Origin of the sequence: Myxococcus sp. CA033, assembly GCF_013336625.1 — a bacterium.
Classification (GTDB): Bacteria; Myxococcota; Myxococcia; order Myxococcales; family Myxococcaceae; genus Myxococcus; species Myxococcus llanfairpwllgwyngyllgogerychwyrndrobwllllantysiliogogogochensis.
Genome location: NZ_JABUMU010000001.1, coordinates 1,256,317 through 1,270,420 on the forward strand (window position 1 = coordinate 1,256,317; position 14,104 = coordinate 1,270,420).

Annotated in this window: 7 protein-coding genes; 5 read left to right on the forward strand and 2 right to left on the reverse strand. The window is 67.7% G+C overall.

The window, feature by feature from the left end:
• The first annotated feature begins 140 nt into the window (after positions 1-140).
• The 3 genes from HUA78_RS04975 (at position 141) to HUA78_RS04985 (ending at position 9,215) form a co-directional block, all read left to right on the forward strand.
• Entirely contained in the window at positions 141-3,797 is a 3,657-nt protein-coding gene (locus HUA78_RS04975; RefSeq protein ID WP_174475748.1) for a choice-of-anchor A family protein, read from the forward strand.
• A 48-nt stretch (positions 3,798-3,845) separates the two neighbouring features.
• A complete protein-coding gene (locus tag HUA78_RS04980; protein ID WP_174475749.1) occupies positions 3,846-7,940 on the forward strand; it encodes a M36 family metallopeptidase in 4,095 nt (1,364 codons plus the stop codon).
• 93 nt (positions 7,941-8,033) lie between these two features.
• Positions 8,034-9,215, forward strand: a complete 1,182-nt coding sequence (locus HUA78_RS04985) for a M23 family metallopeptidase (RefSeq protein WP_141645402.1) — start codon at positions 8,034-8,036, stop codon at positions 9,213-9,215.
• Between the two features lie 24 nt (positions 9,216-9,239).
• Here the strand turns inward: HUA78_RS04985 and HUA78_RS04990 are convergent, their stop codons facing one another.
• Positions 9,240-9,830, reverse strand: a complete 591-nt coding sequence (locus tag HUA78_RS04990; RefSeq protein ID WP_174452983.1) for a DUF2378 family protein — start codon at positions 9,828-9,830, stop codon at positions 9,240-9,242.
• Positions 9,831-10,048: 218 nt separating this feature from the next.
• A complete protein-coding gene (locus tag HUA78_RS47205) occupies positions 10,049-10,171 on the reverse strand; it encodes a hypothetical protein (protein ID WP_256433081.1) in 123 nt (40 codons plus the stop codon).
• Here HUA78_RS47205 and HUA78_RS04995 point away from each other — a divergent pair.
• Complete coding sequence (locus tag HUA78_RS04995; RefSeq protein WP_254614276.1) at positions 10,170-12,584, forward strand: glycogen/starch/alpha-glucan phosphorylase; 2,415 nt, start codon at positions 10,170-10,172, stop codon at positions 12,582-12,584. The two genes, HUA78_RS47205 and HUA78_RS04995, sit on opposite strands and share 2 nt — an antisense overlap.
• Before the next feature lie 348 nt (positions 12,585-12,932).
• Positions 12,933-14,039, forward strand: coding sequence for a triacylglycerol lipase (locus tag HUA78_RS05000; RefSeq protein ID WP_174475750.1), 1,107 nt, complete (start codon positions 12,933-12,935; stop codon positions 14,037-14,039).
• The last annotated feature ends 65 nt before the right edge of the window (positions 14,040-14,104 follow it).

The window sequence follows — 14,104 nt, forward strand, 5'->3', positions numbered from 1 at the left end:
CTGGCTCGCGGCCTGAGTCAGGCCCCTGCTCGGAAGACCCGGCCACCCAGTGGGAAACCGCTGGGTGGCCGTGCCCGTTATCGCCCACCGAAGCCCGCATCCCACGTGCCACACCAGCTCAACACCACGGAGTGAACCTGATGCAGACGCGCACCGTTCTCCTGCTCCCGTTTGTCGTAGCGCTCGCCGTGGCGTGTGGTGACGCCAGTCTCCCTCCGCCCGAGCCGGAACAGCCACGAGCCTCCAGGCTGCGCGCCGACGCCAGGACGGAGCGGCTGCGCCTCGCGGGCCAGTTCATGGCGCCAGCGCCAGCAACCTCCAGCACCCTGAACGCCACGGCCGCGGCGCTCGCCGCGGCCATGGACGCTCCCGCGGGGACCACCGCCACGCTCACCGCGCCCGCGGATGACTCGGCGCTCGTGCTGCCTACCTTTGGGGTCATCAAGCCCCGCATGGGAAACACCCTGGCCGTCCTGAGCACCGGCACCATCGGCCTGAACCAGCCTGGGACGCGCGCCACCGAGCCCGGCACGGACTTCACGCCCACGGGAATCGAGGGGGACGCGGTGACGCTGCGGCTCACCTTCAACGTGCGCGCGGGAATCTCCCGCATGTCTTTCGACTATCGCTTCCTGAGCGCCGAGTCGCCCGACTACGTCGGCAGCGAATTCAATGACGTGTTCACCGTCCGCGTGACCGATGCCACGAACACGCGCACCATCGAGCAGACGTCGGTGAACAGCGCCGAATTCTTCGATGCCTCCGCCACGCGCGCCGGAGGCTCCGGGTTCGACCTGCTCGCGGACGACCCGGCCGGCATCGACTACTTCCCCATCACCTACCCGTCCACCATCCCCACGTTCCCGGACATGGGCATCACCAACTACAAAATCATCAACATTCCCATCAGGGGCGGTGGGCCCGTCACCCTCGAGTTCTCCATCCAGGACCTCGGGGACGGCATCCTGGACTCGGCGGTGGTCCTGGACAACATCACCTTCGGGACCTTCCAGGTGGTCGACCCGAACCCCGAGCTCATCGACAGGAGCTCGCGCACGGTGTCGCAAGACCTGGAGGCGCTCGCGCACGAGGACAACGGCGCCTCCATTCGCGCGGTGGTCGCCGATGGCGAAACCAAGCTCGTCGTGCGCGCCAAGGTCAGCGGCGCTGGAAACATGGTGTTCTCCGTGCCCGCCGCCACCGGGAACCCGAACGGCGTCTTGAGCGCCATTGGGAGTTCCACCGTGAGCAACACGGTGTCGGTCCCCGCCGTGCAGCTCAGCACGGGCTTCTACGCGCTGGCGCTGTATACGAGCCCCGAGGACTTCAACAACGGCACCTCCGCCGGGGTCAACAAGCGGACCACGACACTCTCCGCGGCCTTCACCCCGACGGGAGGGACCGCTGTCACGGAGACGCTCCCGCTCAACATCATCCGCCCCCCCCTGGTGGTCGTTCACGACATCTGGTCCAGCTGCCTGTTCTGGACGGGCAGCGCCCGCATCTCCGGCAACCCCCTGTTCGACGTCACCTGTGCGGACTACGCGCTCTACAATTCGGCGGGCATCGAGTCTCCGCAGAACGTCGACGTCGTCTCGAAGGCCGTGGACGAAGCCTTGACCGAGCACCGCCATGACAATGTCGCCGTCACCCAGGTCGACGTCATCGGCCATGGCATGGGCGGATTGATGGCCCGCAAGTTCGTCGACCGGACCGACTACCACGACGACTCGAACCTCGGAAAAGGCTACTTCAACCGGCTCATCACCGTGAACACCCCCCACCTGGGCACGCGCATCGCGGACGAGGTCGTGAGGATGCGAACGTCCTTGAACGCATCGGAGATGACCGCCGTCAGGAACATGTTGCGCAACTTCGGCGTCAAAATCGACGGGGCCGAGGGAGGAGCCATTGATGACCTCGTGACGCAGAGCCCGACCATCAACAGCATCCAGACCACCGTGGTCCCGTCGCATGTGCTGGTCGGCACCGGAGGAAACACCATCGAGCACGGTACCGCCTTCGAGATGCTGCTTCCCTCCACCCGGACGCTGTACATCAACATGCAGAACAGACACCCCTACACCAAGGGCGCCGAGTCCTCTGTGAAGGACAGGCTCATCCTGACCAAACTGGACACCGTCACAGGCAACAAGAGCCGCATCTTCTGCGACGACCCGTACGACCTCTTCCTCGCCGAGGCAGACCAGCGGGGAGGGCTCGCCAACAACAGCACCAGCACCCCATTGACCACCTTCCCGGTCGTCAGCGGCGACAACGACTCCGAACACTTCCAGGTCATGAGCAACGACGCCCAGGACAACCGGATCGTCGAGCTGCTCAACAGCCCCGTCAAGGGCCCCTTGTTCGCCACGTCCATGCCCGCCCCAGGACTCCTGACCCGGGAGAACAGCTGCCCGCCCACCCTGGCGCCCCTCGAGGACAGCCCCCCACCCCCAGAGCCGCTCCCCTTGCTGGCGGGCGCCATGCAAATCGTCTCGCCGGCCGCGGGCACGCCTGTGACGCCGGGGAGCCTGATAACGGTGAGCCTGCAAGGCACCGGAGGCTTCCTACCCGTGAGCGCGCTCGTCGGAGGCGTGGGCCACGGGGCGTTCATGAAGACCGCGCCCTTCACGACCCAGCTCCGGATTCCGAGGGATGCCATTGGCACGGTGACGCTCACCGCCTATGGCTTCGATGCGACGGGCACCTCCGCGGAGTCCCCTCCGCTCGTGCTTCCCGTGACCACCACGGCGAAGCTGACGTCCATGTCCGTCATCAACGGCGACTCCACGCTTCGCGGCGTGGGCTCGACACGGCACCTGGTCGTGGTGGGCCACTATGACGACGGCGTGAAGCGCGACATCTCCTCGCCCGCGCTGGGCACGGTGTACTCCGCGTCCAACGCGGACGTCGCCACGGTGACCCTGGGTGGAACCGTGACGTCTCAAGGCGTGGGGCTCGCGACCATCGTCATCCGGAATGGGGGCCTCCACACCAGCATCACCGTGAAGGTCAGCGAGGGCAGCACCCGCCAGTGTCTCGATGTCCACCTGGGGGACTACAACCTCTTCGTCCAGGAGGACTATCGCGAGGGCATCGACGTCGGAGGACAGGTGGCCGCCGGCGGCAACATCTCCCTCAAGGACTTCCAGGTCGGCTGGAAGCTCCCCGCGACGGAGACCACCAACGTCCTGGTCGCGGGTGGCAATCTCATCCTCAACAACGGCACGGTCTGGGGCAATGCCAGATATGGCGGACAGCTCCTTCCCCAGGGCTCGGTCGTGGTGAACCGCGGCACCGCGGCGCGAGGCAATCCCATCGACTTCGCCGCGCGCTTCACCGCGCTGCGCGCGCTCTCCACCCGCCTGTCCAACCTGCCTTCCGCGGGCACCGTCATCATCGAGAGCTGGGGGGGCGTCCTGCTGCGCGGTGTCAACCCCGAGGTGAATGTCTTCAACGTGGAGGCCAGCGTGTTCACCAACGCCACGCTGCTCTCCCTCGAAGCCCCCGCCAACTCCCTGGCTGTCATCAACGTCCGCGGAACCACGGCGCGCTTCGCCAACTTCGGACACGTCTTCACGGGTGGCATTGACGAGCACGGCGTCCTCTTCAACTTCCCCGAAGCAACCGCCATCACCGCCTTTGACTATGGCTTCTACGGCACAGTCCTTGCACCCAATGCCCATTTCAGCTTCGCGAACGGCAGTTGGGTGGGAGGAATCTACGCACGCTCACTGATAGGCAATGCTGTTGGCCATATCAGCCGGCTGCGGGATACTACCATCTGCCAGTAAGGGCCGGCGCTCCCGTCAAGGGAAGGCAGTGAATCCGTGGGGGGTCAAGTGGCCAAGAGTCTTGTGAGCAGTGTTCCCACCGTGGTGTGGGCCCTGGCGATAGGCACAGGGTGTGCGGTGGAACTCCCCACGGGAAGCGCTCCCGACCCGAGCAGACAGGTCGGGAGCGCCGCGGCGCTCCCCTCCGTCGCGGTCGTCTCTCGCGACGTGGACCGGAACACTCCGACCCTGGTGTGGGCCGAGCGCGCCACGTCGCGCCCGAATCCCAGCCATGACACCCCCGAGGCGGCCGCGCGTGCCTATCTGGAGCAGCAGGCGCCGCTGTATGGATTGTCCCCGGCCGACCTGCGCGCGGCGTATGTCCATCGCGTGCATGACATTGGCCGGGGCGGAATCATCGTCTTCTTCAGGCAGCGCGTCGCGGGCCTGGAGGTGGTGCGCAATGAGTTGAAGGTGCTCCTGACCCGGGACCTGGCGCTCGTGGGCCTCACGGGCCACCTGAGTCGTGGGGTGGAGCGCGCCCAGCAGCTCGCCGGCTCCCCCCTGACGACCGCCAGTCCCCGCCAGTCCCCTGGCGAGGCGGTGCTGAGCGCGCTCGGGGACATGTATGGCCAATCCCTGGCGGGTGAAGTCCACGAGGTGCGTCACGCCCAGGCGGGGGGCTCTTTCTTCGACTTCGTGCCCGACAGCGTGGACAAGCGCTCCGGTGTCTCCCTGGTGACTCCGGCCCGGGTCAGGCAGGTGTACGTCCCCGTGAGGGGTCAGCTGCTCCCAGCCTACTCGGTGGAGCTCCTCGCCGAGCGCGCGGGGGATGAACACCCGCGAGGACATGGCTACCTGCTCCACGTGGAGGATGGGCGCGTGCTCCATCGCCGCGACCGCGTCATGGCGGACGCGTTCACGTACCGCGTCTGGGCGGATGCGAATGGCGTCCCGCTGGACAGCCCCCAGGACGACTACACCCCTCACCCGAAAGGCGAACCCGACGGACGGGAGCCGGGATTCACCCAGCCGATACAGGTGTCCGCGGAGGGATTGGTCCACCCCGGCACGCTCCAGGTGGACCCGTGGCTGCCCGCCGGGGCGACCCGGACCGCTGGCAATAACGTGTGGGCCTACGCCGACCACTACAGCCCGGACGGCTTCTCCGAGGGTCCCGCCGGGAAGGACGCGCAAGCGTTCGTCACGCCAGGCACGCGAGACTTCCCGCATGAATACGACACCAGCGCCGCCCCCCTGGCCTCTCAAACACAGACATCCGCGTCGGTGGTCCAGTTGTTCTACACCACCAACTGGTTGCACGACTATTTCTACCTCTCTGGCTTCGATGAGCAGGCGGGCAACGCGCAGACCGACAACCTGAATCGAGGCGGAGAGGCCAACGACAGGTTGCTGGCCGAGGCCCAGAACCAGGGGCCGGATGCGCGGGCGCGCAACAATGCCTTCGCCTTCGTCCCCTCGGACGGGGTGTCTCCCCGGCTGGAGTTCTACCTCTGGGAGACACCCGAGGTCCGCGCGTTCTCCGGCACGGGTTTCTCATACACCACCGGCAAGGCCGCGTTTGGCGCCCGGGACTTCAACCTGCAGAAGCCCCTGGTCCTCGCGGATGACGGGCAGGCGCCTGGAGAAGACGGGTGCCAGCCGCTGGTGAATGCCAACGCGGAGGACGCCATCATCGTGGTCAACCGGGGTGGCTGCACGGACGAGCGCAAGGCCATCCACGCGGAGGCCGCCCTGGCGGCGGGCCTCATCGTCATCAATCACGTCCCCGGTGCCCCGGCGCCCACCCTGTTCGAGGGAGACCCGGCGCCCAATCCCTCACTTCCGGTGCTGTCCCTCTCCTACGAGGATGGACAGGCGCTCAAGGCGCTGCTCGCGCAGGGCCCCTCGCAGGGGACCATGAGGCGCGCGGCCAGCGCCGACAGGGATGGCACCCTGGACAACACCATCGTGGCCCACGAGTGGGGGCACGTGCTCTTCCATCGCCTGGCCGAATGCTCGACGCCGCAGTGCGACGCCATGAGTGAAGGCTGGAGTGACTTCACGGCCCTCCACCTGATGCTGCGCGAGAATGACAACCTGGATGGGACGTTCGCGGTGGGCGGCTTCGCGGCCCAGCTCCGGGGGGAGAGTTCCTACTTCGGTGTCCGTCGGATTCCCTACTCGCGGCTGGCGACGAAGAACGCGCTCAGGTTCCGGCACATCACCCAGGGCACCGCCCTGCCCGCGACCCACCCGGTGCGCGCCAACGCGTTTGGGAACGCCCAGATGCACAACGCCGGCGAGGTCTGGGCCAGCATGCTCTTCGATGGCTACCTGGCCCTGGTCGCGCAGAGCCGGGGGAACTCGCCGCGCATCCCCTCCTTCGCCGAGGCCAGGCGACGCATGGCCGACTATGTGGTCACCGGGATGATGCTGGCGCCGGTGGACGCCACCTTCACGGAGCAGCGGGACGCGCTGCTCATGGCCGCCGCGGCGAAAGACCTCCAGGACATGGAGCTGCTGGCCCAGGCCTTCGCGGACCGCGGCGCCGGCTCCTGCGCGGTGTCGCCGCCACGCGACTCCGTGGGCTTCAGCGGGCTCGTCGAGGCCCAGCACCTTCAATCCGACCTGAGGCTGGAGGGCGTCACGCTGAAAGAAGGCGCGCGCTCCTGTGACAACCACGACGGGGTGCTGGATGGCGCGGAGACGGGCAGAATCGAAGTCACCGTCAGGAACCACGGCCCCGCCGACGCCTCCTCCGCGAGAGTGACGGTCTCCAACGGCCCGACGACCCTGCTGTTCCCCCAGGGGAACTTCGTCACCGTGGACGTCGTGGCGCCGTTCTCGGCCCGGACGGTTTCGATTCCAGTCGAGCTGGCCCTCTCGGTGGGTTCGGCGAGCATCGCGCGCTACGACGTCACCCTCGACAGCGCCACCTCCTGCCAGACGTCCTCCACCCAGCAGCACACCGCGCAGCTCGACTATGACCTTGTCCCGTCCGTGACGGACAGGGTCGAGGGCCACCGGAGCACCTGGGTGCCCGACGTGCTCGAAGGTGAAGCAAGCCAGACCTGGCGCATCCAGGAGTCGCCGCGCGCTCCGGGGGACCGCATCTGGTTCGCGCAGGATGCCTTCGACTTCGCGGACACGGCGTTGCAGACCCCGGAGATGGTCATCCCCGCTGGCGGGCGGTTCAGCCTGTCGTTCGAGCATCGCCACTCCTTCGCCTACTTCACCAGCGAGCACACCGGCGTGACGGACTACTGGAACGGGGGCGTCATCGAGTTCACCCGGAACAATGGTCAGACCTGGCAGGACGTCAGCACCCTCGTCACCGCGGGCCTGGACTATGGCGGCCCCCTCGACACGGAGACCGGCAACAACCTGGGGGGCAGACTGGCCTACGTGAAGGAGAACGCGGCCTGGCCCAACACCAACACCGTCACCCTGGACTTCGGGACCCGGCTCCAGGGCAGCACGGTGAAGCTGCGCTTCCGCCTGGGCTCGGCCCTGGCGCTCGAGGCCCACGGCTGGGAAATCGACAACATCACCGTCCAGGGCGCCACCGCGCCGCCCTTCCTGAAGCTCGCCGCGGACGTCGGCACCTGCCATCCCCGCGTCGTCGTCGGAGTGGACCAGACCGTCTTCAGTGGCGAGCCGGTGACGCTCGATGGCGAGGGGAGCACCGACCCGAATGGAGACACGCTGGCATTCACCTGGAAGCAGCTCACGGGCCCCACCGTGACGCTGGATGTGAGTGACCCGGAGCGGCCGGGCTTCACCGCGCCCACCGTCCAGGTGGACACGGACCTGACGTTCGAGCTGACCGTGAGTGACGCGGAGCTCTCCGCCTCCGCCCCGGTGAAAGTCACCGTCCGGCCACGCCCCGTCGTCGTGGACGCGGGCCAGGACGCCGGCCCCGACCCTGAACCGGACGCCGGCGCTGATGCGGGCTCCGACGCGGGGACCGACGCCGGCTCCGACGCGGGGACTGACGCCGGCTCCGACGCGGGGACCGACGCCGGCTCCGTGCCCGAGCCTCCCAAGCGCCCCGGTGAACACACGGGCTGCACCAGCTTCGGGGGCGGCGCGGGGCTCGCGGGGCCGCTCGGAATGCTCGGCGTGCTGCTGCTCATGGCCCGGCGCCGGCGCCGGAGCTGACACGGCGAAGCAGCCAGGCAGGCAGGCTCGGGAAAAACCCGAGCCGCCAGTTGGGCAGGGGCGCGAGTGTCCACTACACTCGCTCCCCGCCCCATGCGACTTGCCCCCCTCTTCGCCCTGGCCGCCCTGCTGACCGTGTCCTCCGCTTCCGAGGCCGCCGTCCGGTACGACATCAAGAATCGCCGGATTGAACCGCGCCAGACGTTGGCGGGCGCGCTGCATGAGGCCCAGTTACCCGACGCCCAGGTGACCGCGGTCATCTCCGCGCTGGAAGGCGTGTTCGACTTCCGCAAGTCCCGCGTGGGAGACCAGTTCCGCATCGTCCTGCGCGATGGCGAGCTGGACTTCTTCGACTACCGCCAGAGCCTCGTCGACGAGTGGCAGGTGCGCCGCGACGGCGAGAAGTACGTGGGCAGCAAGCGCTCCATCGAAGTCGAGAAGCAGGTGTCCGTCGTCTCGCTCGAAATCCAGACGTCGCTCTACGAGGCGGCGGTGGACGCGGGCGAGGACCCGGCCATCGGCATGGTGCTGGCGGACGTGTTCGCCTGGGACATCGACTTCTACCGGGACGTGCGCAAGGGCGACACCGCGCGGGCGCTGGTGGAGAAGTTCGTCTCCAAGGGCCGCGTGCTGCGCTACGGCGAGGTGCTCGCCGCCCAGTACGTCGGCGGCCTCGTCGGCCCCAAGAAGGTCTACCGCTACGTCCTGCCGGACGGGCAGCCCAACTACTTCCAGGAGGACGGCGCCAGCGCGAAGAAGACCTTCCTCAAGAGCCCGCTGAAGTACGCGCACGTCACCAGCAAGTTCGGCTCGCGCTTCCACCCGGTGCTCCAGTACCTGAAGAACCACAACGGCGTGGACTACGGCACGCCCATCGGCACGCCCGTGTGGGCCGTGGCGGACGGCACGGTGACGCAGGCGGGCTGGGCCGGCGCGGCCGGCAACATGGTCGTCCTGCGCCACGCCAACGGCTTCGAGACGCAGTACATGCACCTGTCGAAGGTGGGTGAGGGCGTGCGCGTGGGCGCGCGCGTCAGCCAGAAGCAGGTCATCGCCTATTCGGGCAACACCGGCCGCTCCACCGGACCGCACCTGCACTTCGGCATGAAGCGCGGCGGCGGGTACACCAACCCGCTCAACCAGCAGTTCCCCCGCGCGGACCCGCTGCCCAAGACGCTCCTGCCGGACTTCCTCGCCAAGGCGCAGGAGCTCGCGGGACAGATGGAGGCCGTCTCCGTGGCCGCCGTCGCCGGACAGGCCCCCGCGGCGCCCTGAGACGGCACCGGGGCCGCCAGCGGACTACTCCCAGACGATGTCGTAGTCCGCCGCGAAGTAGCCGTGCGGCGTGCCCACGACGGTGCCCTTGCACTGGATGGCCTTCAGGGCCTCCTGGAGCACCCCTTCGTGGAACTGCACCGGCTGCATGTCGCCGTGGAAGGACAGGCGCACGTGGCGCTCGCTCAGCACGGAGTACTCCCGGCGCCCGTAGCTCACCAGCGTGGAGTAGGCGGTGGGCGCGTTGGACAGGAGGCGCTTGGGGTCGCCCTTGCCAATCAGCCGCGTCAGCGTCTGGCCCACCGTGGAGGAGAAGAAGCCCGTCACGGCGGCCGCGCCACACGCGCGCACCGCGTCCTCCTGGGAGGTGAAGCGCCCCGCCTTCGCGAGCGCGTCAGACGTGGCATACAGCAACCGGATGGCGTCCACCGCGGAGTAGGAGAAGAAGTCCACCGGTGAGCGCTTGAAGAGCGGCTCGCGCAGCCGGGCGGCCGTGTCCGGCCCCAGCTGCTTCTCCGCGAGCGTCAGCACCGCGTTGAAGATGAGGCCGCGGACCGTGTCTTCGGGCCGCACCAGCGCGAGCCGCTGGTCCAAGTCATTCTTCGGGAAGGCCATGACCGTTGATTTCTACATCAAACCGGCCTGCCAGGGGCGCCCGTTCCACGCGAGCGCTGTGGGAAAGCAGGCGGATGGGCGCGCATCGCGCTTCGCTCCTGGACGTCCCAGGTCCTTCCCAGGGAGCATCCCTCCCCTTCCTGGCTCCGCGCTTTCCCATGCGACCTCCGCCAGGGCTGCGCTACCCTGACACCCCGCATCAGCCTTCCCACCCGAAGTCACACCCGGATGGAGACCTCTCGCGACATGGCCTCTCCCGCCTCCGCTTCCCCGCAGTCCCGTCCCGCGGCGTCGAACTCGAATGACGACAGCGGCCGCACCGGGAGCGACGCGACGTCCATGCGCCGCTCGTTCCTGGACCACGTGCGCTACTCGCGTGGGAAGAACTACGAGACGTCCACCGCGCACGACCGCTTCATGGCGCTGTCCCTCGCGGTGCGAGACAGGCTGGCGGACCGCTGGGTCCGCACCGCGCGCACCTACTACGAGAAGGACGTCAAACGCGCCTACTACCTGTCCGCGGAGTACCTGCTGGGTCGGGCGCTGGGAAACAACCTGTTGAGCCTGGGCATGCACGACGCCGCGTCCGAGGCCATGCGCGAGGTGGGGGTGGACCTCACCAACCTCCTGGAGATGGAGCCGGACGCGGGCCTGGGCAACGGCGGCCTGGGGCGCCTGGCGGCGTGCTTCCTGGACTCGCTGGCGACGCTCGGCTACCCCGGCATGGGGTACGGCATCCGCTACGAGTTCGGCATCTTCACGCAGGACATCGTCAACGGCTACCAGGTGGAGCGCGCCGACGAGTGGCTCAAGTTCGGCAACCCGTGGGAAATCGTCCGGCCGGAGAAGGCGGTGCCGGTGCGCTTCTTCGGGCGGGTGGAGCACCACCAGGGTCCGGACGGCAAGCCCGTGGCGCGCTGGGTGGGTGGCAAGACGGTGGTGGGCGTCCCCTACGACACACCCATCGCCGGCTACCACAACGACACCGTCAACACCCTGCGGCTGTGGCAGGCGCGCGCGTCCGAGGAGTTCGACCTGCTGCTCTTCAACGCGGGCGACTACGAGCGCTCCGTCGTCGAGAAGAACGACTCGGAGGTCATCTCCAAGGTCCTCTATCCGAACGACGCGTTCCAGGCGGGCAAGGAGCTGCGCCTCAAGCAGCAGTACTTCTTCGTCGCGTGCTCCATCGCCGACATCGTCCGGCGCTTCCTGAAGAACCACACGGACTTCAGGGACTTCCCCAAGAAGGCGGCCATCCAGCTCAACGACACGCACCCGGCCATTGGCGTGGCGGAGCTGATGCGCGTGCTGGTGGACGAGAAGCGGCTGCCCTGGGACGAGGCCTGGTCGATTACGCAGGCGGTGTTCGGCTACACGAACCACACGCTCCTGGCGGAGGCGATGGAGAAGTGGCCGGCGACGCTGTTCGAGCGGCTCTTGCCCCGTCACCTGGAGCTCATCTACGAAATCAACCAGCGCTTCCTGCGCCAGGTGCAGATTCGCTACCCCTATGACCAGGAGAAGCAGCGGCGGATGAGCCTGGTGGAGGAGGGCCCGGAGAAGAAGATTCGCATGGCCCACCTCGCGGTGGTGGGCAGCCACAGCATCAACGGCGTGGCCGCGCTGCACACGGACCTGCTGCGCCGGGATGTGCTGCCGGACTTCGCGGCCATGTACCCGGAGCGCTTCAACAACAAGACGAACGGCGTGACGCCGCGCCGGTGGCTGGCGTGGTGCAACCCGCGCCTGTCCAAGCTGATTACCTCCCGCATCGGCGAGGGCTGGGCAACGAACCTGGACAAGCTGCGCGAATTGGAGCCGCACGCGGAGGACCCGGCCTTCCGCAAGGCGTTCCGCGAGGTGAAGCGCGCCAACAAGGAAGACCTGTCCCAGCACATCCGGGACCTCCGCTCGGTGCGGCTCAACCCCGACGCCATCTTCGACGTGCAGATAAAGCGACTGCACGAGTACAAGCGGCAGCTCCTGGACGCGGTGCACATCGTCGCGCTGTGGATGCGGGCGCGCAGGGACCCGAGCACCATCATCCACCCGCGCGCGTTCCTCTTCGGCGCCAAGGCGGCGCCGGGCTACCACCTGGCGAAGCTGACCATCCGGCTCATCAACGGCATCGCCGAGGTGGTCAACAGCGACGCGGGCACGACGGGGCTGCAAGTGGTCTTCGCCCCCAACTACCGGGTGAGCCTGGCCGAGCGCATCATCCCCGCGGCGGACGTGTCCGAGCAGATTTCGACGGCGGGCATGGAGGCCTCCGGCACGGGCAACATGAAGTTGATGCTCAACGGCGCATTGACGCTGGGCACGCTGGACGGCGCCAACGTGGAGATTCGCGAGGCGGTGGGCGACGAGAACTTCTTCCTCTTCGGCCTCACCGCCGATGAAGTGATTGCCCGCAAGCGCGCCGGCTACCGGCCGCGCGACGAGTACGAGAAGAACCTGGAGCTGCGCGAGGCGCTGGACCTCATCTCCACCGGCTTCTTCTCCCCGGAGGACCGCGCCCTCTACAAGCCGCTGGTGGACAGCCTGCTGGAAGAGGACCGCTACCTGGTGCTGGCGGACTTCGCGGCCTACGCGGCGAAGCAGGATGAAGTCGTCCGCGCCTACCAGGACGCCGAGGGCTGGACGCGCAAGTGCATCATCAACGTGGCGCGCGCCGGCATCTTCTCCTCGGACCGCACCATCAAGCAGTACGCGGAAGAAATCTGGCGCATCCAGCAGACGCCCGTGGAGCCGTAAGGCCGCGCTGCGCCCCCCGTTGACCGCTCCGGCGACGGGGGGCGACCCGCCCGTATGAAGTGAGTCGCGACGCGATGCGCAACAATTGACGCATCAATACAGCGCACCGCGCAATCACAGACAACGCAGTGCGCCAGCAAACAGACGGCTCGCCGCGTGAAGCCAACGCAGCGCGACGTGTTGACTCTGGAATCAATCCTGAGGCACTGATCTCTCGTTCTTCGGGATTCGCTCGGTCGTGGGGTTGGGCTGAGTCGCAGGGTGCCTCTGAGTGAGGCCGGCTCCCGGGGTTCTGTTCCGACGTGCATCGGTTGCAGCAGGCGTTCCTCCCAAAGCCAGGAGTCCCCCATGAAACAACAGCCGCTGTTCCTTGCAGTCCTGACGCTCGGTGTCCTGGGCGTCGTCAGTCCGGCCACCGCCGCGGAGAAGACCACCTACCCCGTCGTGTTCGCGCATGGCTTGGGAGGCTTCGACGACATCCTCGGGTACGACTACTGGGGTGACGACTACGGCACCTTCGTGGGTGACCCGTGCAACGAGCTGTTCGAGACGTCGTGCAACAGTGGCCTGAACAGCGGGCAGCGCGCCTTCGCGGCGGCGGTGCAGCCGGTGCAGAACTCCGACGTGCGCGGGCTGGACCTGGCCAATGACGTGGAGGGCTTCATGGCCACCGCGGGCTCGTCCTATGTGAATCTCGTGGGCCACTCGCAGGGTGGGCTCGACGTGCGCAAGGCCGCGCGCGTGCTGCGCGAGCGCAAGGGCTACACGGTGGTGAAGGCGCTGGTGAGCGTGTCCTCGCCTCACCGTGGCTCGCCGGTCGCCAAGTACATCCTGGACCTGGGTCCCGGCATCACCAGCGTGCTGGACGCGCTGTTCCGCTTCTACGGCGACGTCGTCTATGCCCCGGGCAATGACGGCTACGCGGCGGTGAAGGCGCTCATCTACAACGACGCGGACGCGAACGACGGGAAGACGACGGGCGCGAAGGCCTTCAACACCGCCAACCCCATCAACGCCTCCTACGCGTCCCACTACGCGTCGCTCATCACCGCGCAGCAGGGCCTGAGCGTGAACCCCGCGCTGTTCGTGGTGCGTGAGTTCCTGTTCGACATCGACGGCGACGGCGCTTGCGCCGACGACTGCGACAACGACGGCGCTGGCGGCAAGGGCGACGGCAACCGGTCCGAGCAGGATGACGACGGCCTGGTGGGCATCAACTCGCAGCAGATGGGCTACCGGCTGCGCTACACGGAGCGCCTGGGCTCGGACCTCATCGCCCAGGACTCCGCGCTGGGCTACGTGTCCAACATCAACGCGCCCAGCGCGCTGCAGTCGACCTCCATGTCCAGCGTCATCAACCAGGACCACCTGGACGTCATTGGCCTGGGGCCCGACACGTTCAGCGAGATGGAGTTCTACGCGGCCATCATCGACTACATCGCGAAGGTCGACTGACCCCGCGTTGAGTCGTCCGTCGCCGGGAGGCCCGTCATCTGGCCTCCCGGCGTTCTTCACCGTGC